8 protein-coding genes are annotated in these 21614 nt (G+C 68.0%); 3 read left to right on the top strand and 5 right to left on the bottom strand.

Going from position 1 to position 21614, the window contains the following annotated elements; translation table 11 throughout:
* Nucleotides 1-21: 21 nt before the first annotated feature.
* The 3 genes from pks13 (at nucleotide 22) to A5699_RS24790 (ending at nucleotide 8596) form a co-directional block, all read left to right on the top strand.
* A complete protein-coding gene (gene pks13, locus A5699_RS24800) occupies nucleotides 22-5463 on the top strand; it encodes a polyketide synthase Pks13 (protein WP_067775375.1) in 5442 nt (1813 codons plus the stop codon).
* Complete coding sequence (locus A5699_RS24795; RefSeq protein WP_067775372.1) at nucleotides 5460-7013, top strand: acyl-CoA carboxylase subunit beta; 1554 nt, start codon at nucleotides 5460-5462, stop codon at nucleotides 7011-7013. The genes pks13 and A5699_RS24795 overlap by 4 nt, the downstream gene beginning before the upstream one ends.
* Before the next feature lie 170 nt (nucleotides 7014-7183).
* A complete protein-coding gene (locus tag A5699_RS24790) occupies nucleotides 7184-8596 on the top strand; it encodes an NAD(P)/FAD-dependent oxidoreductase (RefSeq protein ID WP_067775370.1) in 1413 nt (470 codons plus the stop codon).
* Between the two features lie 78 nt (nucleotides 8597-8674).
* Here the strand turns inward: A5699_RS24790 and A5699_RS24785 are convergent, their stop codons facing one another.
* The 5 genes from A5699_RS24785 to A5699_RS24765 form a co-directional block, all read right to left on the bottom strand.
* Nucleotides 8675-11869: an arabinosyltransferase domain-containing protein gene (locus A5699_RS24785; RefSeq protein ID WP_067775368.1), complete on the bottom strand. Its 3195-nt coding sequence runs from the start codon at nucleotides 11867-11869 to the stop codon at nucleotides 8675-8677.
* The gene (locus A5699_RS24780; RefSeq protein ID WP_067775365.1) at nucleotides 11866-15132 is read right to left on the bottom strand and encodes an arabinosyltransferase domain-containing protein; all 3267 of its coding nucleotides are present in this window, start codon (nucleotides 15130-15132) and stop codon (nucleotides 11866-11868) included. Before A5699_RS24780 ends, A5699_RS24785 begins: the two co-directional genes overlap by 4 nt.
* 79 nt (nucleotides 15133-15211) lie before the next feature.
* Nucleotides 15212-18496 carry an arabinosyltransferase domain-containing protein gene (locus A5699_RS24775; protein ID WP_197508381.1) on the bottom strand — a complete coding sequence of 1095 codons (3285 nt, stop codon included), beginning with the start codon at nucleotides 18494-18496 and terminating at the stop codon, nucleotides 15212-15214.
* Nucleotides 18486-20324, bottom strand: coding sequence for a galactan 5-O-arabinofuranosyltransferase (locus tag A5699_RS24770; protein WP_067775358.1), 1839 nt, complete (start codon nucleotides 20322-20324; stop codon nucleotides 18486-18488). The genes A5699_RS24775 and A5699_RS24770 overlap by 11 nt, the downstream gene beginning before the upstream one ends.
* Before the next feature lie 35 nt (nucleotides 20325-20359).
* Nucleotides 20360-21124 carry a decaprenylphospho-beta-D-erythro-pentofuranosid-2-ulose 2-reductase gene (locus A5699_RS24765; RefSeq protein WP_067775355.1) on the bottom strand — a complete coding sequence of 255 codons (765 nt, stop codon included), beginning with the start codon at nucleotides 21122-21124 and terminating at the stop codon, nucleotides 20360-20362.
* Between the last annotated feature and the right edge of the window lie 490 nt (nucleotides 21125-21614).

Here is a 21614-nt window from a genome sequence, read left to right as displayed (position 1 = left end):
ACGACGAAGGTGACTTTGAACATGGATGACACCCAGAGCAATTCGAATCTTCCAGAAGGCACCGGGGCGCCGGAGTCGCGCCCTGACCTGACGGTCAACGAGATGCGCGAGTGGCTGCGCAAGGCGGTGGCCAACGCCACCGGGCAGTCGCCGGACGCGATCGACGAGACCACGCCGTTGATCGAGCTGGGCCTGTCCTCGCGCGACGCGGTGGCCATGGCCAGCGACATCGAGGACCTCACCGGTGTGACGTTGACGGCCACCGTGCTGTTCCGGCACCCGACCATCGAGTCGTTGGCCACGGTGATCATCGAGGGCGAACCCGAACCCGAGGACACCGGCGATGAGGACTGGTCCCGCGAACGCGATGTGGAAGACATTGCGATCGTCGGCGTGGCCACCCGGTTCCCGGGTGACCTGAACACCCCGGACCAGATGTGGGAAGCCCTGCTGGCCGGCAAGGACTGCATCACCGACCTGCCCGAGGGCCGGTGGGAGGAGTTCCTCGACGAACCGAGGATCGCCGAACGCGTCGGCAAGGCCCGCACCCGTGGTGGCTACCTGTCCGACATCAAGGGTTTCGACTCCGAGTTCTTCGCGCTGTCGAAGATGGAAGCCGACAACATCGACCCGCAGCAGCGCATGGCGCTGGAGCTGACCTGGGAAGCGTTGGAGAACGCCCGGATTCCGGCGTCGAGTCTGCGCGGCGAGAGCGTCGGGGTGTACATCGGCAGCTCCACCAACGATTACAGCTTCCTGGCGATGAGCGATCCGTCGATCGCCCACCCTTACGCCATCACCGGCACCGCCAGCTCGATCATCGCCAACCGGGTGTCCTACTTCTACGACTTCCGCGGCCCCTCGGTGGCGGTGGACACCGCGTGCTCGAGCTCGCTGGTCGCCGCCCACCAGGGGGTGCAGGCGCTGCGCTCGGGTGAGGCCGATGTCGCGGTGGTCGGTGGCGTCAACGCGCTGATCACCCCGCTGGTGACGGTCGGCTTCGACGAGGTCGGTGGCGTACTGGCGCCGGACGGCCGGATCAAGTCCTTCTCCTCGGACGCCGACGGCTACGCCCGCTCCGAGGGCGGCGGCATGCTGGTGCTCAAGCGGGTCTCCGACGCCCGCCGGGACGGCGACCAAATCCTGGCCGTCATCGCCGGTAGCGCGGTCAACCACGACGGCCGGTCCAACGGCCTGCTCGCCCCGAATCCCGATGCGCAGGAAGCGGTTCTGCGCAAGGCGTACAAGGACGCCGGGATCAACCCGCGCAGCGTCGACTACATCGAGGCACACGGCACCGGCACTATCCTGGGTGATCCGATCGAGGCCGACGCGCTGGGTCGGGTGGTCGGCCGCGGCCGCGACGCGGACAAGCCCGCTCTGCTGGGTGCGGTGAAATCGAACCTGGGCCACCTGGAATCGGCGGCCGGTGCGGCCAGCCTGGCCAAGATGGCGTTGTCGCTGCAGCACGGCAAGCTGCCGCCGTCGATCAACTACGCCGGGCCCAACCCGTACATCGACTTCGACAAGGAACACCTCAAGGTCAACGACACCGTCTCGGACTGGCCGCGTTACAGCGGCCACGCCGTCACCGGGGTGTCCGGCTTCGGCTTCGGCGGGGCCAACGCGCACCTGGTGCTGCGCGAGGTGCTGGCCTCGGATCTCGTTGAGCCCGAGCCGGTTTCGGAGCCGACGGAGGACAAGTCGGCTTCCGACGGCGCCGACGCCGTGTACGTCGGTGGGGTGCGGATGGACGAGTACGGCGAGTTCATTCACGACGAAGATGAATCGGGTGGCGGCGATGGCGAATACCCCGCGTATGACGAGGAGAATTACGAACTCCCCGGCCTGACCGACGAGGCCAAGCGGCTGATCGAGGCGGCCCGCGCCGAGCTGGCCGCTGCCGACGCCGAGAACCCCGTCAAAAAGGTTGTGCCGCTGGCGGTCTCGGCGTTCCTGAGCTCGCGCAAGAAGGCCGCGGCGGCGGAGCTGGCCGATTGGATCGACAGTGAAGAGGGCCGGGCGTCGTCGCTGGAATCCATCGGGCGCTCGCTGTCGCGCCGCAACCACGGCCGGTCGCGGGCCGTGGTGCTGGCCCATGACCATGACGAGGCGATCAAGGGCCTGCGGGCCGTCGCCGAAGGCAAGCAGCATCCGAGCGTGATCTCGTCGGATGGGCCGGTGACCAACGGCCCGGTGTGGGTGCTTGCCGGTTTCGGTGCGCAGCACCGCAAGATGGGCAAAGAGCTGTACCTGCGCGAGCCGGTCTTCGCCGAGTGGATCGACAAGGTCGATGCACACATTCAGGACGAGCGCGGGTACTCCATCGTCGAGCTGATCCTCGACGACGCGATCGACTACACCAACGAGACCTGCGAATACCCCATCGAAGTGGTCCAGACGGTGATCTTCGCCATCCAGGTCGCGCTCGGTGAGTTCCTCAAGGCTCACGGCGCCAAACCCGGTGCGGTGGTGGGTCAGTCGCTCGGTGAGGCGGCCGCGGCCTACTTCTCCGGCGGCCTGTCACTGGCCGACGCCACCCGCACCATCTGCTCGCGTGCGCACCTGATGGGTGAGGGCGAGGCGATGCTGTTCGGCGAGTACATCCGGCTGATGGCCTTGGTCGAGTACTCGGCCGACGAGATCAAGACGGTGTTCGCCGACTACCCGGGCCTTGAGGTGTGCGTGTACGCCGCCCCGACCCAGACCGTGATCGGCGGTCCGCCCGAGCAGATCGACGCGATCATCGCCCGGGCCGAAGCCGAGGGCAAGTTCGCCCGCAAGCTGCAGACCAAGGGCGCCAGCCACACCCAGCAGATGGACCCGCTCCTCGGTGAGCTGTCCGCGGAAATCCAAGGCATCGAAGCGCATCCGCTGCAGACGGCGTACTTCTCCACCGTGCACGAGGGCAAGCTGATCCGCGCCGGCGCTGAGCCGATCCACGATGTGGAGTACTGGAAGAAGGGCCTGCGGCACAGCGTCTACTTCACCCACGGCATCCGCAATGCGGTGGACAACGGACACACCACGTTCCTGGAGCTCGCGCCGAACCCCGTGGCGCTCATGCAGGTTGGGCTGACCACCGCGTCGGCCGGATTGCATGACGCGCAGCTGATCCCGACCCTGGCCCGCAAGCAGGACGAGGTCACCTCGATGGTGACGGCCATGGCGCACCTCTTCGTGCACGGCCACGATCTGGATTTCCGGACGCTGTTCCCGCGTCGTTCGACCGGCCTGGCCGGTGCGCTGGACTTCGCGAACATCCCGCCGACGAAGTTCAAGCGCAAGCCGCACTGGCTGGAGGCGCACTTCACCGGTGACAGCTCGGCCGTCATGCCCGGCAACCACGTCGCGACGCCGGACGGCAAGCACGTCTGGGAGTACGTGGGCAAGGACACCGATCTGGCCGCGCTGGTGAAAGCCGCTGCCGCGCAGGTGCTTCCGGATGCCAAGCTGACGGCGTCCGAGCAGCGCGCGGTGCCCGCCCAGGGGTCGCGCCTGGTTACCACGCTGACCCGACATCCGGGTGGCGCCTCGGTGCAGGTGCATGCCCGGATCGATGAGAGTTTCACTCTGGTCTACGACGCGATCGTGACCCGTGGTGGTGCGGCCACGGCCCTGCCCACCGCGGTCGGCGCCGGTGTTGTCGCCGAACAGGTTTCGGCTGCACCGGCCCTGGCCGAGCCGGAACCCGAGGATGATGCGGAGATTCTGTCCGACAACCTCACCAAGGGCGCCGGCATGGGCGCCGGCTTCGAGAAGTGGTCGCCGGATTCCGGTGAGACCGTCGCGCAGCGACTGGGCACCATCGTCGGCGCGGCCATGGGTTACGAACCCGAGGACCTGCCGTGGGAGGTGCCGCTGATCGAGCTGGGCCTGGATTCTCTGATGGCGGTGCGGATCAAGAACCGCGTCGAGTACGACTTCGACCTGCCGCCGATCCAGCTGACGGCGGTCCGCGACGCCAACCTGTACAACGTCGAGGAATTGATCAAGTACGCGATCGAGCACCGCGACGAGGTCGATCAGATCGCCGAGTCCCAGAAGGGCAAGACGGCCGAGGAGATCGCCGCCGAGCAGTCCGAGCTGTTGGGTGGGGCGTCCACGGTGGCCGAGCTGGAGGCCAAGTTGGCCGAGGCGAGCGGAGCGACGGGGGAGGACGGTGGGCCGGACCCGGCTGCCGAGGCGGACGCCACCGAAGGTCTGGAGATCCCCCCGGCGCCCACCGATCCGAGTGGCCCGGCGATCCCGGCTCCGCCGTCGGATCCGTCGGGACCGTCGGCTCCGGTCGGCCCCAGCAAGGCCACCGCGGCCGCGGCCGCGGCCAAGGTGCTGACCCAGGAGGCGGTCACCGAGGCGCTGGGTGCCGACGTGCCCCCGCGTGATGCGGCCGAGCGGGTCACCTTCGCCACGTGGGCCATCGTCACCGGCAAGTCGCCGGGCGGCATCTTCAACGAGCTGCCGTTGGTCGATGTCGAGACCGCGACGAAGCTGTCCGAGCGGCTCTCTGAGCGTGCCGAGGGCACCGTGACGGTCGATCAGGTCCGGGCGGCCAAGACCATCGAAGAGCTGTCGACGATCGTGCGCGATCAGCTCGAAGAGGGTGTGGTCGATGGATTCGTGCGTACGTTGCGGGCACCGAAACAAGGCGGCTCGCAGGTGCCGCTGTTCGTGTTCCATCCGGCCGGTGGATCCACGGTCGTCTACGAGCCGTTGATGAAGCGCCTGCCCGCCGACACCCCGGTGTACGGCATCGAGCGAGTCGAGGGCTCGATCGAGGAGCGCGCGGCCGAGTACGTGCCCAAACTGCTGGAGATGCACAAGGGTCCGTTCATCCTGGCCGGCTGGTCACTGGGCGGGGCGCTGGCCTATGCCTGTGCCATCGGCCTCAAGCAGGCCGGCGCCGATGTCCGTTTCGTCGGGCTGATCGACTGCGTGCGCCCCGGTGAGCCGATCGATCAAAGCCAGGCCGGCATGCGGGCCCGCTGGGACCGCTACGCCCGGTTCGCCGAGCGCACCTTCAACGTCGAGGTTCCCGAGATCCCCTACGAGGAGCTGGAGAAGCTCGACGACGAGGGCCAGGTGAAGTTCGTCCTGGAGGTCGTCGCGCAGAGCGGCGTGCAGATCCCCGGCGGGATCATCGAGCATCAGCGCACGTCGTACCTGGACAACCGGGCGCTGGACACCATCGAGATCCAGCCCTACGACGGCCACGTCACCCTCTACATGGCCGACCGGTACCACGATGACGCCATCGTGTTCGAGCCCGCGTACGCCACCCGTAAGCCCGACGGCGGCTGGGGTGACTACGCCTCGGATCTGGAGGTCGTGCACATCGGGGGTGAGCACATCCAGGCGATCGACGAGCCGTACATTGCCAAGGTCGGTGCCCACCTGAGTGAGGCGATCAACCGTATCGAGAGCGAAGCGACAATGTCGACTGCGGAGAGCGAGAGCAAGTGACGAACAAGACCACCGCTGAACTGCTGGCGGAGCTCCGCGAGAAGCTGGAGATCGCTGCCGATCCGGGCGACGAGAAGGCCAAGGCCCGTCGGGACAAGAAGGGAATTCCGTCCGCGCGGGCCAGGATTCACGCTCTGCTCGACCCGGGCAGCTTCCTGGAGATCGGCGCTCTGGCCAAGACACCGGGGGATCCGAACGCGTTCTTCGGCGACGGCGTTGTGACCGGGCACGGCACCATCAACGGTCGTCCGGTCGGTGTGTTCAGCCACGATCAGACGGTGTTCCAGGGCTCGGTCGGTGAGATGTTCGGCCGCAAGGTGGCCCGGCTGATGGAGTGGGTGGCCATGGTGGGCTGCCCCATCATCGGCATCAACGACTCCGCCGGCGCCCGTATCCAGGACACCGCGACCTCGCTGGCCTGGTACGCCGAGCTCGGCCGCCGGCACGAGATGCTGCGCGGGCTGGTTCCCGAGATCTCGCTGATCTTCGGCAAATGCGCCGGCGGCGCGGTCTATTCGCCGATCCAGACCGACCTGCTGGTGGCCGTGCGCGATCAGGGCTACATGTTCATCACCGGTCCGGACGTGATCAAGGACGTCACCGGCGAGGAGGTCACCTTCGACGAGCTCGGCGGTGCCGATGTGCAGGCCCAGCGCGGCAACATCCACAAGGTGGTCGAGTCGGAGGCCGCGGCCTACCAGTACGTGCGCGACTACCTGAGCTTCCTGCCGTCGAACCACTTCGACAATCCGCCGATCATCAATCCCGGCCTGGAGCCGGAGATCACGCCGCACGATCTTGAGCTGGATTCCATCGTGCCGGACGCCGACAACATGGCCTACGACATGCACGAGATCCTGCTGCGGATCTTCGACGACGGCGATGTCTTCGAGATCGCCGATCAGCGCTCGCCCGAGCTGATCACCGCATTCGCCCGGGTGGACGGTCACCCGGTCGGGGTGGTCGCCAACCAGCCGATGAACATGTCGGGGGCCATCGGCAACGAGGCCTCGGACAAGGCGGCCAGCTTCATCCGCTTCTGCGACTCCTACAACCTGCCTTTGGTTTTCGTGGTCGACACCCCCGGCGCCATGCCGGGTGTGGCCGAGGAGACCGGCGGCATCATCAAGCGTGGTGGCCGGTTCTTCAACGCCATCGTCGAGGCCGACGTGCCGAAGGTGACCGTGATCATCCGCAAGGCCTACGGCGGCGGGTATGCGGTGATGGGTTCCAAGCAGCTGACGGCCGACTTGAACTATGCCTGGCCCACCGCGCGCATTGCGGTGATCGGTGCCGAAGGGGCGGCACAGCTGCTGGTCAAGCGGTTCCCGGATCCGACCGCGCCGGAGGTGCAGAAGATCCGCGCGGACTTCATCAAGGGCTACAACGACAACATGGCCACGCCGTGGATCGCGGCCGAGCGCGGGTACATCGACGGCGTCATCCAGCCGCACGAGACCCGCTTGCTGCTGCGCAAGTCGCTGAAGCTGTTGCGGGACAAGCAGAACGGTCCCAAGGTTCAGCGCAAGCACGGCCTGCTGCCGCTGTAGTTTGCCTCGGCCGACAATCGCACAGCCTTACTCACAAGCGTGTAATTCGTTTGCACACCTGCTGACCACGAGCGACGCCCCGCCTGGGAAAATTTATCCACAAGTTATCCACAGGCGGCGGGAGTTGGCTGGGCGCTCAGTTGGCTAGGCTGACGGTGAAGGGGGCGCCGATGGGTACGGCAGTAGTGGTGGGCAGTGGACCGAACGGACTTGCGGCCGCCATCGTGTTGGCCCGCGCGGGTCACGAGGTCACCGTGCTGGAGGCCGCCGACGAGATCGGCGGGGGAGTGCGCTCCGGCACTCTCGAGGGCGTCGTGGTCGATCATTGCGCGGCGATCCACCCGATGGCCGTCGCCTCGACATTCCTGGCCGACCTCGAGCTGGAGCGGCACGGATTGCGTTGGCGCTGGCCCGAAATCGACTGTGCCCATCCGCTTGACGACGGTGGCGCCGGTCTGCTGTACCGCAGTGTCGAGCAGACGGCGGCCGGGCTCGGCATCGACGGCCCACGCTGGCGGGCGGTGTTCGCTGGCCCGTCGGCCCGATTCGACACCCTGGCCGACGACGTCATGGGCCCGCTGCTGCGCATCCCGGCGCACCCATTGGCGTTGGCCCGATTTGGTGCCCCCACAGTTCTGCCCGCGGCGGTGTTCGCGCGCATCTTCCGGACTCCGGCTGCCCGGGCGTTGTTCGGCGGCGTTGCGGCCCATACGTTCCGGCCGCTGCACTACCCGATGACCTCGGCGATCGGGCTGGGCATCGTGACCGCCGGGCACCGGCACGGCTGGGCTGTGGCCGAGGGTGGTTCTCAAGCGATCACCAACGCGCTGGCGTCAGTGCTGGCCGAGCTCGGTGGCAAAATCCACACCGGGACCGCGATCACCAGTGCGGCCCAACTGCCCCAAGCCGACATCACCATGTTCGATCTCGTTCCGACGGCGGTCGCCGACATCCTCGGTGACCGGATGCCGCGTCGGGCGGCCCGCGGCTACCGCCGATTCCGCTACGCCCCCGGCGCTTTCAAGGTCGACTTCGCGATCCGCGGCCCGGTGCCGTGGACGAACCCGGACGTGGGCCGGGCCGGCACCGTGCATCTGGCCGGTGACTTCGACGAGATCGCGGCCACCGAACGTGACATCCATGCCGGACGCATGCCGCGTCGGCCGTTTGTTCTGGTGGGCCAGCAGTATGTGGCCGACCCTGGGCGTTCGGCCGGTGACATCAATCCGATCTACGCCTATGCCCATGTGCCGCACGGGTTTACCGGCGACGCCACCGCGGCCATCATCGCGCAGTTCGAACGGTTCGCGCCCGGGTTTGCCGATCGGATCGTCGGCACCGCCGTGCGATCGACCACTGAGCTGTCGGTGTACAACCCCAATTACGTCGGCGGCGACATCTGCACCGGCGCCAAGGACATCCGTCAGTTGACGTTCGGGCCGCGGATCACCTTGGCGCCCTATGACGTCGGCATCCCGGGCATGTACATCTGCTCGGCGGCCACCCCGCCCGGTCCGGGCGCGCACGGCATGTGCGGCGCCCATGCCGCGACTCGGGCGCTGGCGCAGCTGCGCACCCGCTAGACACAGCGCCGATTTCCACCGCAGGGCTGCGATATTCGCGTCGCAACAACCCTGAGGTGGAAACCGGCGGTGGTGAGGCTACGGCTTGATGCGGATCTTCCCCGGCGTGTAGAGCCCGGAATGCGTTGCGGTGCCCAGCTCGATCTCGGCCGGCGTCGCGTCGACGATCGTGTCGAACTTACGCAGCGAGCCCCAGTCCCGGCCCCAGTCCTTATTCAGGTAGGTGGCCATCACATGCTGGCGCAACAGAAGGTCACTGATGCCCAGCAAGCCGCCGTTGATGCCGTCCTCCCAGGTGTCGGTGTCCTTCATCTTGGCGTTGTAGTCCGGGGTGATACGGAACTTCGGCACCTCGGTGACGCCGTTGGCGTGCAACATGGGCTGCTGGCACGGGAAGGCCAGGCCGACCGCCCAGTCCATCAGCACCGGCTGCTCGGAGCCGACGTACTCCTGGACGGTCTTGACCTCGGGCACCCGGGGCGGGGTGACCGCGATCCAGTCCCCGAGAGACAGCGACTTGTCCTCGGCGACGACCCGGACATACGTTGCGTCCGACGGGATCTCGTCGCGGTCGAACCGAAGGTTGCGCCAGGAGGGGATGGGGCCCAGGTCGTAGGGCACCACGCGACCGGCCGGCACCGGCGCGCCGTCGGGACCGGTGCGCCCGTACTCCAGCTCGACGGCCTGGCCCTCGGTGCGGCCGTTGAAGATGCTGTTGCCGGTGATTGTCCCGGCCGCGGTGACCACGACCAGCGGATGAGCGTCGTCGCGTGCGGGCAGTTGGTACCACGCCGAGGTGAGCTTGCTCTCCTGCTGGGCGGGGCCCTCGACGTAGCTGCCGGCCAGCGGCACACGCGCGGGATCGAGTCCGTAAGGCAGGGGAACGGTCGATCCGTTCACGCCCGGCGTCTTCAGCTCGACCGGTGCATCCCAGTCGGCATCGATGCCCGGCATCGGCACGGTGATCCGGATCGCCTCGGCGACAATGTGATCCGGAACGCCGTTGGGCGTGAACCCGGTCGGCGCAGCACCGCCCAGCGGACCCAGCGGACCGTAGTCGCCCGGTACGGGGGTGAGGAATCCGGCGTTGGTGTCCGGTTCGACGAGGACGTCGTCGGCCAGGCCGCAGCCGCCGGCGAAGGCCCGCAGGTTCGACGAGGCATTGGAGTAGGTGCCCTCCTGCCGCACCACCCCGTAGAGCATCGAGCCGACGAACACCACCACCATGAGGCCGGCGGCCAGCGGCACCGGCGCGGCGGTCAGCGCGCGGGTCAACCGCCCCTCGGCCGAGGGGCGCAGGTGTAGCCAGTAGGCCCACAGGGCGGCGATGACGAACAGCGCAAAGAAGATGGCGCTGACCGTGATTCCGCCGATGTTGGGCTTGTCGTTGTTGAACGGCACGCCGTAGCTGGATACGTACCACCAGCCGTTGGTGCTGGCGAAGCACAGGGCGAGCACGAACAACACCGCCGAGGTGAAGGCCATCCGGTTGCGTGCCGAGCGCAGCACCGCAGGCCCGGCCAGCACCGTGACCACCGCGGCCATCGCGGCACCCACCGCGGCGAACAGGCCGAAGTGGTGCACCCACTTGGTGGGGGCGAACTGCAGGAAGAAGATCGTGGCGAAGATGATGCCCATCAGCCGCCAGACCGGGCCGCGGGCCACACCGGGAACCCGCTTGCGCCGCAACATGATGAACAGCGAGGCGAACAGGCTCAGCGCGGTGATGATGAAGCCGAACCGGCGCGACAGGGAGCCGTCCACGGTCGGCAGGATCAGGTAGTAGTAGCGCAGGTTCTCGGTGTACCACTCCTGTGCGGGCCCGATCGCGGTGCGAATCCTGGTGGCTTCCAACACGGTCGCGAAGGTCTGGTCGGCGAACACCACACACAGGATCACCGTGCCTGCGGCCAACAGTGGCAGCACCAGCGGCCACACGCCGAGGATGCGCCCGCGACGCACCAGGATGCGCAGCATCGGACGGCCGCCGGCCACCAGGGCGGCCACGGCGATCAGCCCGGTCGGCTGGATGCCGAGGGTGAACGCGGCCGAGATGATCGCCAGCGCAGCCGGAGTGAGCCGGCCGGAAATGATGGCCCGTTCGATCAGCACGTAGGTGATCAGCGCGCCGGTGGCGATCTGGCCTTCGGGACGCAGGCCGTTGTTGAACGGCATCCAGGCCGCCAGGAGCACCAGGCCCGCCGCCCACAGTGCCGGTTTCGAGGCGATCACCGCGGGCCCGAGACGCGGCAGCACCTCGCGGGACAGCAGCAGCCAGCACACCACTCCACACACCAGGTCAGGCAGCCGCATCCAGATGCTGGCGTCGCTGATGTGGGTCATCAGGGCCAGTACGTTGTAGTACCAGCCGAACGGATCCTCCGGGCTGCCGAACCACCGGAAGTAGTTCGACATGTAGCCGGCGTGGTCGGCCACCCGCGCCATCTGGAGTTGGTAGCCGTCGTCGGAGGAGTTGGCGCCGATGATGTGCCACAGTCCGAACCCGCCGACCACCACCACGTCGACCGCACTGAATGTGCGCCAGCGCGATGGGATCACGCGGTGCATCCGTCGCCCGTCGAGCCGGTCGAGGCGCCACAACGCCAGCACCGCGATCACGGTGGTGGCGATCCCGAGCAGGATCGCCAGCAGCTTCAGGACGGTGGGCTTGGAGGTGAACCGGGTGTCGAGCGTCGCCGAAAGCGAAAGGCCTTGTGGCGCCGGGCCACTGAGTTCGGTGAAGACTCCGACGATCTGCGGCCGCAGGTTCGGGTCGGCGAAGCCGGTGCGCATCTCTTTACCGTCGGTACCGGTCAACCCGACGAACGTGGCGAAGGTACCGTCCTCCGACGAGGTGATCTCGATGCGTTCACACGCGGCGGCTTTCTCCCGCGGCACGCTGGCGATCACCACGTTGCGGTCCGTGATGTCGACGCGCTTGCTGTTGACGTTGACGAACAACGCGTTGAGCGCGGCCTGCCTGCCTTCCTTGGGAGCGGTGCCCAGCACCATGGCCCCCTCGGGTGGAACCGACCGGATCACCTCACAGGGCACCGTGACCGACATGGTGGCCGGGGTCTGGGCGATCAGCGGTGCGGTGACGTTGTTCAGCTCGCCCTGTTGGGGCCAGTTGAGCGTCGCAGTGGTCTGCACCACCGGCAGCAGCGGTGTGGCCACCGCGCACAGAAAGCCGATGAGCCCGGCGATCATCGCGACCCAGCGGGCCACCTTCACGTCCTTGTCGGCGCGATGTTCACGCACGGTGGTGGTCATGGCAGGGCCCGGATCGGTCCGGGCCGGCTGAAGCCGAACACTCGCTGAGTTCCTTCATCGATGTTGGCGACGGGCGCCTGGCCGGGCGGCACCACCGGGTCGTATTTCTCGATCGAACCCCAGTCTCGATACCAGTCGTCACGGAGATACGTCGGGATGGTCGACGTGCGCAACAGTGCCTGGATGAAGAGGAAGGGGCCACCCTTCTGGGCGGACTGCCACATGTTCGACGACACCACCACTTGCTTGACGTTGGGAAGAATGCGGTATTCCGGCAGCTCGGCCACGCCGAGGTGTTCGGAGAAGGGGCGCTGGCAGGGGAAGTTCGCGGCGGTCGCGATGTCCATCAGCACCGGGGTCTGTGAGCCGAGGAATTCCTGCGCGGTCTGCAGGGTCGGCACCCGCGGCGGGGTGAATCCGAACCACTGGTCATCGCTCAGGTTCGGATCGTCGGCGACGATCCGGGCCACGTTGGCCTCCGGCGGCGCCCAGGCCAGCGGGAATCTCAGGTTGCGCCAGGCGTATTGGGCGAACACGTCGATCGGCTGGACCGAGTTGAGTGCCTCGAAGCTGCCGTCGGGGCGGTGCACGCCCCACTGCAACTTCAGGGACTGGCCGTAGTGGAACTCGTGTTCCTCGTCGTAGTACCAGATGGCGCCGGCTGCGGCGACCGTGACCAGCGGGCGGTCCGGGGTGCGGGGCGGCAGTTGGTACCAGGCCGAGGTGGCCTTGGCCGCGAGGGTGTTTTCCTTGTAGCTGCCCATCACCGGGGTGCGGGCGGGGTCGAGGCCGAACGGCAGGAACACCCGGGAGCCGTTGACGCCGACGGGTCCGTACCCGCCGCCGGTGCCCGCGGCGTACGCGATGCCGACGTTGGGTTTGTTGGGCGAGCCGTCGGAGTTGACGGTGCCCGGGTTGGCCACCACCGGCTTGGGCGGCTCCAGGGTGTCACTGATGCCGTTGGGGGTGAATCCGACCGGGTTCGCCCCACCCAGGGGCCCGTACTCACCGTAGGTCTGACCCGGAACCGGTTGCAGCATCCCGGCATTCGTATCGGCCTCGACGAGCACGTCGTCGGCCATAGCGCAGCTGTCCGCTGACAGCCCGGAGCTCAGCGCGCGCACGTTGGCCGCGGCGGTGGTGTAGACGGGATAGCGCTGGACGAAGCCCTTGGCCATCGACCCGACCTCGAGCACCACCATGATGACGGCGACCACGAGCAGCGGGGTGGAGGCCAGGACCCGGTTGCGCCGGGTGTTGGCCACCTCGGTGTGCCCGGCGTAGTCGATGCGGAAGTGCAGCCAGCCGGCCAGCACCGCGGTGACGATCGCCAGGAACAGGAACAGCGTGGTGACGGGTTGGCCGACGATCACCGGTTGACGGTCGAACCACGGCACCCCGTAGTTGCCGATGTAGAACCAGCCGTTGGTGCCGGAGGTGGCCCAGGCCAGGACGAACAGCAGCGCGGTGACGTAGAGCGCGAGGTTGCGTCGGCTGTGCAGGCCCACCAGCGCGAAAGCGAACGCCGTGACCGCGCCCAGCGCACCGGCCAACCCGGCGAAGGCACCGAACTGCACGGCCCACTTGGTCGGGGTGAAGGTGAGCAGCAGCAGACCCGCGGCGGTGGTGCCGAGCAGACGCCACACCGGCCCGCTGGCCAGCCCGGGGACCAGGCCCTTACGCAGCAGCACCGCGATCATGCCGAACAGACACAGCAGCATGATCAGCACGGCGAAGCGCCGGGTCAGCGAGCTGTCCACGGAATCTTCCACGGTGAGGAAGTAGTAGCGCAGGAATTCCTGGTACCAGGAGATGGTCGGGCCGACGGTGTATTTGATCCGGGCCGATTCGGCGACGGTGGCCAGCGTCTGGTCCCGGAACACCACGACGAACACGAGGGCGGCCGAGCCGGCCAGGGCAGCCACCGCGGGCAGGGCGAGACGCCGGCTCCGAATCACGCCCAGCACCGGGCGGGCCCCGATCAGCAGGGGCGCCAGCGCGATCAGGCCCTGCGGGGCCAGGGTGACGCTGAAGGCGGCGACGATGATGGCCAGACAGGTGGACCACAGGCGGCGGCTGGCGATCGTATTTTCCACGAGCGCCCACACCGCGAGCACACCGAAGGCGATCAGCGGTTCGGGGCGCAGGCCGTTGTTGAACGGCAGCCAGGCGGCCAGGAACACCGCCCCCGCGGTCCACATCGTGACGCGGTTGAGGGCGACGCGGCGGCCGAGCCGGGGCAGCACCCAACGGCTCAAGAGCAACCAGGTGCCGATGGCGGCCAGCGTTGCCGGCACCCGCATCCACACGCTCGCGGTGCTGATCGAGGCGAAGTGGGCCAGCACGGACTGATACCAGTCGAACGGGGCCTCGGTGGCGCCGAAGTAACGGAAGTAGTTGGCGGTGTAGCCGGCGTCGGCCGACACCCGCGCGATGGTCAGGTTGTAGCCGTCGTCCGAGGAGATGGCGCCGATCAGGTGCCACAGCACCAGGCCGCCGATGACGCCGATGTCGGCGATCCAGGTGGCGACCGGGACCTTGACGAACCGTCGCCACGCGCCGCGCACCCGATGGGTGCTCCGGCCGTCCAGCACGGCCAGCGCCACGATCGAGGCCACCACGCACAGCACGCCGAGGGCCATGACCAGCAGCTTGAGCGGGGTCGGTGAGGTGATGAAGCGGGTGTCGACGTCGACGCGGGCGCTCAACCCGGGCTGCGGCGCCACCTTCAGATCGGTGAACAGACCGGCGACCTGAGGCTTCTTCTCGACGGCCGCGGTGCCGGTGGCACCGGGGATGCCGATGAAGTCGGCGCCGACACCGCCGAGGTTGGCCCACACGTGCAGGGCGCTGCAGCCGCCGGCGGCGATCGCGTCGCGGGGGGCCACGGCGGCCACCGAGTCGCGGAAGGCGACCACCACGGTGTCGGCGTTGGCCCGCACGAACAGGCCGTTGCGGCTGGCGTCGATGCCGCCCGGCGGGATGGTGGAGAACACCAGACCGCCCGCGGCGGGCAGGGTCGCGATCGCGGTGCAGGGGATGGAGACGTCGAGCGACAGCGGCGCACCCGACACCAGCGGGGCCGTCACCGCGGTGATGTTGCCTTCGGCGTCGGTGCCCTGCGGCCACTGGATGGTCGCGGTGGTCTGCTTGACGGGCAGCAGTGGCACCAGGGCACACAGCACCACGCCCGCGATGCCCGCGATGACGGCGATCAGGCGTGCGATGCTCACAACACGGTCGGTTGGTTCATCGGAAGGCACGAGGCTCGATGTTATGCGACCCGTATGTGAACGCCCTTTTGCCCTACCGCGGGCTCAGCAGTGTTGTCCCAGCTGTGTCCTAACTGTGTCGCAGCGGAGCCGGGCTCCACAGTCCACTGCGGATCGCGGTGCCCAGGTCCAGACGGGCGGGTTCGGCGTCGGGATACCACGGTGTGAGCCGTTGCAACGATCCCCAGTCCCGGAACCAGTCGTCGCGCAGATAGGTCGGCACGCTCGACGGCCGCAGCAACAGTTCGGAGATGCCCAGCGGGCCGCCGCCCAGGTAGTCCATCACCGGGGAGTTGGCCTCGGCGCCGAAGCGGTCCGGCAGGATCCGCCACTTGGGCACCTCGGTGACGCCGTACTGGTGGCCGAACGGCCGCTGGCACGGGAACGCCAGGCCCACCAGCCAGTCCAGCAGGACAGGGTCGGACGAGCCGACGACCTCCTGCAGGGTCCGCAGCTGCGGGATGCGCGGCGGGGTCACCGCGATCCAGTGCTGGGGAGCCAGGTCGTCGTCGGAGGCGACCAACCGGATCTGGGTGGCCTCCCGCGGGATGGCCGCCATCGGGGCCCGCAGGTTGCGCCAGGCCGGGGCGGCGCCCACGTCGGCAAATCCGATGCCGCCGCCCGGCTTGTTCTCCGCGGCCTGCTCGTCGGTGGCGTACTGCACCACGACCTCGCCCGGATCGAAGCGGCCGGCGGCTGAGACCACCAGCAGCGGGCCGGCCTTGTCGCGGTCAGGGAGCCGGTACCAGGCCGAGCGCATGATGGCGGGCTGCTGGGTGCCGGCCCGCCAGCTGCCCAGCACCGGGGTGGTGGCGGGGTCGAGCCCGTAGGGCAGCCGGGCGCGTGATCCGTTGACGCCGGCGGCCGCGGTGGTGCCGCCTTCGGTGCCCACCTCGCTGCCCGTGACGGTGCCGGAGTCGCTGTCGGCGAAGTTGTCCGAGCCGGGCTGCTCCATCACCGGGTCGGCCGAGACGTCCGAAGGAATGCCGTTCGGGCCGAATCCCTGTGCGGTGACCGCGCCGAGCGCTTGACCGGGCGGCTCGCTGATGGGGGCCAACATGCCGGCGTTGGCGTTCTCCTCGACCATCACGTCGCTGGCCAGCCCGCAGGTCCTGCCGGTAAGTGCCTCCAGGTTGGAGCGGCCGACCGACCAGGCCGGGTATTGGTCGGTCATCGCCAAGGTCAGTGACACCACCTCGAACATCACCAGCACCCACGCCGCGATGGCCAGCGGTGACTGCACGATCCGTTGCCAGCGGCGCGTGGGGTCCGGCGACTTGTCCCGGCCGCTGAAGTGGAACCAGGCCGCCGCCAGCAGGGCCAGCACGGAGAGGCCCAGCAGCATGGTGGTGAACCCGAAGTGCCATTCGGGGAACGAGTTCGACCACGGCACACCGAAGTTGGAGACGTACCACCAGCCGTTGACGGTGGCGAACGACAGCGCCATCACGAACAGCACGAGCGCGGCGAACATCGACCGGTTGCGTCGGGACTTCATCGCCGCCGCGGTCACCGCGACGGCGGCGAGTGCGCCCAGGGAGCCGGCCAGCCCGGCGAACACACCGAAGTGGTGAGTCCATTTGGTCGGTGTGAACATCATCGCCAGGAACGAGATGATCGTGATGCCGATGATGCGCCGACTCGGGCCGGCGGCAGTGCCGGGGATGCGGCCCTTGCGCAGCGTCATCGCCACCGACACCGCCAGCGCCACCAGCAGGGTCAGCACCGCGAAGCGTCGCGCCACGGAACCGTCGGGGCTGGAGGTGAACAGGCGCGAATAACGGATGTGCTCGTCGAACCAGGCCAGGCTGGGGCCGACGGTGGACTTGAAGGAGCTGGCCTGGATCTCACCGGCCAGCGTCTGGTCGCGGAAGATCAGGATGATCGTCACGGTGCAGGCGGCCAGGATCGGCGCCAGCAGGGCCATGTGGCCGAAGCGTGAGGTATGCCGGGCCACAATGGTTTTCAGCGGCCCCACGGCCACCAGCAGCGCGCCGACGGCGGCGATGCCGGTGGGCCCGGAGAACAGGGTCAGCGCGCCGATGATGATCGCGACGGCCACCGGGAGCATGCGGTTGGTGGCCACGCCACGTTCCACCGAACACCAGGTCAGCAGGATGCCCAGGGCGATGATGGGTTCGGGGCGCAGGCCGTTGTTGAGCGGCAGCCAGAACGCCAGGAACATGCCCGCGGCGGTCCAGGCGGCGGCGCGGTTGGTCTTGACGGCGTGGCCCAAGCGGGGCAGCACCTCGCGACTGATCACCCACCAGCAGGCCAGCGCCATCACCAGCGTGGGCAGCCGCAGCCAGATGCTCGCGGTGGAGACGTGCGCCCACAGTGCCAGCAGGTCGTAATACCAGCCGAACGGGGCCTCCGGGGTGCCGAACCAGCGGTAGTAATTGGCCATGTAGCCGGCGTGCTCGGACACGCGGGCCATGGTCAGGATGTAGCCGTCGTCGGAGGTGTTGGCCCCGACGAAGTGCCACCACACCAGGACGGCGGTGACCAGTCCGTCCAGCGGTGTCATCGACCACCAGCGCGGCGGCAGGAAGCGGCGGTGCCGAACCCCGTCGGCTTTGTCGAGTACGTGCAGGGCGCCCAGCGCGATGACGGTCATCGCCACCCCGATGATCATCGCCAGCAGCTTGAGCAGCGTCGGGGCGCTGCTGTAGCGCGAGTCGATGGTGGCCGAGAACTTCAGGCCCTCGGGTGTGGGGCCGGACAGGTCGGTGAAGACGCCGACGATCTGCGGGCGGAAGTCGTACCCGCCGCGTTCCCCGCGCAACGGGGCGTCGGGGTCGTCGGTGGTGTCGTCGGCGGCGGCCTGGGTGAGCCCGACGAACTCACCGGTCACCTTGTCGGCGCGCGCGGTGAAGGTCAGGTACTGGCAGGCCGGGCTGAGCACCTGATCCAGCGGGGCGCTGACCACCGGGGTGTTGCGCACGATGACCAGCAGGTCGTTGTTGACCCGCTCGATCAGCAGACCGCGGTCGACGGCCTTGGGTGCCTGCTTGGGCACCGTGGAGAGGAGGACCGTGCGACTGCGGTTTTGCAGGTTGTCGGGCCCGGCCAGTCCGGCGGCGGCCTGGCACGGCACCGTGATGGTCAGGTCGGTGGCGACGTATCCGATCAGCGGCGCGTTGACGCTCTGCCAGGTGCCGTTCTGCGGCCAATTCAGTTCTGCGGTGGTCTGTTTGATCGGCAGCAACGGTGTTGCCACTGCCATCAGCACGCCGAGCAACCCGGCGACGATCGCGATGAGCCGCGCAGTCCGGTGGTTGCTGCCTGCGGTTTCCTGCGCTCCCGTCACGGGCTCTGATGCTATCGGCGTGTCCGCGCCGGAATTAATCGCCATCGGGAGTCGGCTTTCTGATCGCCAGGACGAAGGGGCCGATGTCGCTCACCTCGAAGCGTGGGTCGTCGAACAGTGCCGCGTCCAGCGCGACGTGGTAGCGGCGCACGTTGGGTTGGTTGGGGTAGACGTCCGAGGCCAGCCGCAGGGTGTAGGTGTCGTTCGCGCCGTGGCGCATCAGGAATACGGTCGGCGCTTTCCAGGGCAATTCGTCGAGCGCTTTCACGAAGTCGTCGGCCTTGGTCAGTGTCGCCCAGCTCTCGATGGCCTTGGCGCGCTTGTCGAACTCGGCCAGCGGGTTGGCGTAGTGCGACGTCAGACCCTGGAAGCCGTAGTACGGATAGAAGGACAGGAAGCTGTAGTCGGCGGTCAGCACCACGGTCTGGTTGCGCGGTACCCCGGTGATCTCGGTGATCTTGGCGTCGATCTCCCGGTAGTAACGCTCAGCGCCGGGAGGTCTGCGGTCGGCGCGCTGCCCGGTGCCGTCGGTGTCGGTGTAGGCCACGTTGATGTCGGGGCGCAACACGTCGGGAATGTCCTGACTGAACGTGACGGCGCCGATGACGCCGATGGCCGCCGCGGCGGTGACGACGCGGCGCCCGGTGTCCGGCTGGTAACGCCGCGCGATCGCCTGTGTTGCTTCGATGAACCCGAACGCGCCCGCGGTGGTGAGCAGCACGGTCAGCGTCGGCTGAAGCCGGAACGACAACAGGGTGGTGCCGGCCAGGGTGGTCAGCATCGACAGCAGCGACCACGCATAGACCGCGAGCACCGCGATGGCCAGGGCGGTAGCGCGCGTCGACGAGCGCGCGCGGACCACCAGCCACAAGGTGCCGAGCATGCACAACGCGCCGAGCAGCGTGAAGCTCAGCATCGGGAAGGTCAGTTGGGCGCCGGCGTCGGGCAGATAGTGCTGGGCGGTGCCCTTCTCGGCGGGTTCACCGCGCAGCGCGGCCAGCAGGTAGGGGCCCCAGGTGATCAGGGCGATCAGTCCGGAGATCACCGCGATCACGGCCAGCCGCAGCAGTGGGTCGATGTTGCGGCGAACGACGGCGAGCACGAGGGCCATCAGGGCCAGCGTGAACGCGCAGTAGGCGAGCAGCAGCGTGTAGAACAGGGCGGCGAAGCCCAGGAAGATGCCGACGCCGATGACGGCGGCCCAGCCGCCGTGTCTGGCCCCGCCCCGCAACCCGGACCACGCCAGCACGAACACCGGAGGCAACAGCACCGTGATGATCGCGGCGTAGGGCTCGGTGGAGGCGTAGGCCAGCATGGCCGCGGTGCTCGCCGTGGTGACCACCAGCGCGTACTCGAAGCGAATCATGCTCGCCCACAACACGAATGCCAGGGCCACCGCGATGGTGATCGACACGATCGACCACGGTTTGAACATCTCCCAGGCCGGGGTTCCGGTGGCCGCGGCGATGCGACCGCCCATCCAGAACCAGCCCGCCGGATAGAAGGGCGGCAGCCCGAAGTAGGTCATGTCGTGGAGGCCGGGCGTGTCGGCCAGCCGGGTCAGGTATTCGGTGCGGAATTGCTGATCGACGGAGACCCCGAACAGGTACAGCTTGGTGGCGCCCAGCGGCATGGCGAGGGTGACCACGGAGAACGCCGACAGGAACACCAGGGCAGCCAGCCGGGCCAGGGTGCGGCGGCCGCGGCGCCAGATCAGTCCGGCGGCGAAGATGCCGGCCAGCGAGCCGACCTGGCCGACCGTGGTGAGCGCATGGAGTTGGTTGGACGTGTTGTAGGCCGGCCATTGGACCTGGGCGATCGCCGCGATCGACACCCCGGCCACGGCCGAGGCGAGCAGCAGGGCGATCACCATGTGTCCGGCCACCCTGCCTGAGCGGACCGCCTGCATCAGATGGGGAGCTTGCGGAAGATGGACCGCGGGATATGCCGCAACACCATCATCACGTAGCGGAACGCCCCCGGCGCCCAGACCAGCTCCTTGCCCTTGGCCGACGCGGTGACCGCCAGCTCGGCCACGTATTCCTTGTCGACGGTCAGCGGGGCTTCCTTGACGTGGGCGCTCATCCGGGTGCGCACCTGCCCGGGACGGATCACCAGCACCCGGGGGCCGTATTCGCGGAGCGCCTCGCCGAGGCCGAGGTAGAAGCCGTCGAGCCCGGCCTTGGTGGAGCCGTAGACGAAGTTGGACCGGCGCACGCGCTCGCCGGCGGCCGAGCTCATCGCGATGATCTGGCCGTAGCCCTGGGCGCGCATCTTCTCGCCGACCAGCACACCGACGGAAACCGCTGCGGTGTAATTGATCTCGGCGATCTGAACGGCTTTGCGCTGGTTCTGCCACAGTTCCTCGGCATCGCCGAGCAGGCCGAATGCGACGATCGCCACATCGACATCACCGGCGGCGAAGGCCTTGTCGATCACGTCGGGGTGGCTGGCGGTGTCGAGCGCGTCGAAGTCGATGACCTCCACCGCGCTGGCGCCGGCGTTGCGCAGCTGGGCCACCGCGTCGTCGCGTCCCGGGTCGCCGGGCAGCGCGGCCAGCACGATGCGGGCGGATGCGTCGCGCAAGTAGCGCTCACAGATCGCGAGCCCGATCTCTGAGGTGCCGCCGAGCAGCAGAATCGTCTGGGGATTACCTACGGCGTCGAACACCATCTAGCGCAGCTCCAAGCCTCGGGGGACATCGTGACGAGGGTACCGTGCGACCTCGGCAGAACATCTCTGCACAAGATCTCGAGGCGATTGCCTCGGGTCGATGGTTCCGGGGCGCGATGCACCTTCGGCGTGTCGCGGAAATCGGATGGGGGCCGAGGTGCCCGACTATTAGCGACAACTCAGCGACAATCGCCACTTGAGCACCATAGGCACCGTTCGCCCCGACCTCGGTGTTTACTTACGTCAGTTGAGGCTCTTATTTCCTCATCTGTCGCAGAATTGGGCATGTCCAGCTATCAGCGACACAGTCGCTCGCATGCGGACGTTGGACTGGTGATGTTCAAGAGGCCAATGAGCCCAGAGTGTCAAATATCATCAGCGACAATGGGTTTGGTGAGGCGCGGGTTGTCCGTGTGGCGATTGTCGCTGAGTTGTCGCTAATAGTCGGGAACATCGGGTACCCGTCCGAAACGCGCGGCGGATGCCGGCA

It is taken from the genome of Mycobacterium sp. E802 (assembly GCF_001666875.1).
Classification (GTDB): Bacteria; Actinomycetota; Actinomycetes; order Mycobacteriales; family Mycobacteriaceae; genus Mycobacterium.
The sequence above is the reverse complement of the archived record's forward strand: the minus strand, read 5'-3'. Positions and strand labels throughout refer to the sequence as shown.

Coding starts and splice junctions, on each gene's coding strand:
- pks13 (WP_067775375.1), top strand. CDS start 22: ATGGATGACACCCAGAGCAATTCGAATCTTCCAGAAGGCACCGGGGCG.
- A5699_RS24790 (WP_067775370.1), top strand. CDS start 7,184: ATGGGTACGGCAGTAGTGGTGGGCAGTGGACCGAACGGACTTGCGGCC.
- A5699_RS24785 (WP_067775368.1), bottom strand. CDS start 11,869: ATGACCACCACCGTGCGTGAACATCGCGCCGACAAGGACGTGAAGGTG.
- A5699_RS24775 (WP_197508381.1), bottom strand. CDS start 18,496: ATGGCGATTAATTCCGGCGCGGACACGCCGATAGCATCAGAGCCCGTG.
- A5699_RS24770 (WP_067775358.1), bottom strand. CDS start 20,324: ATGGTGATCGCCCTGCTGCTCGCCTCGGCCGTGGCCGGGGTGTCGATC.
- A5699_RS24765 (WP_067775355.1), bottom strand. CDS start 21,124: ATGGTGTTCGACGCCGTAGGTAATCCCCAGACGATTCTGCTGCTCGGC.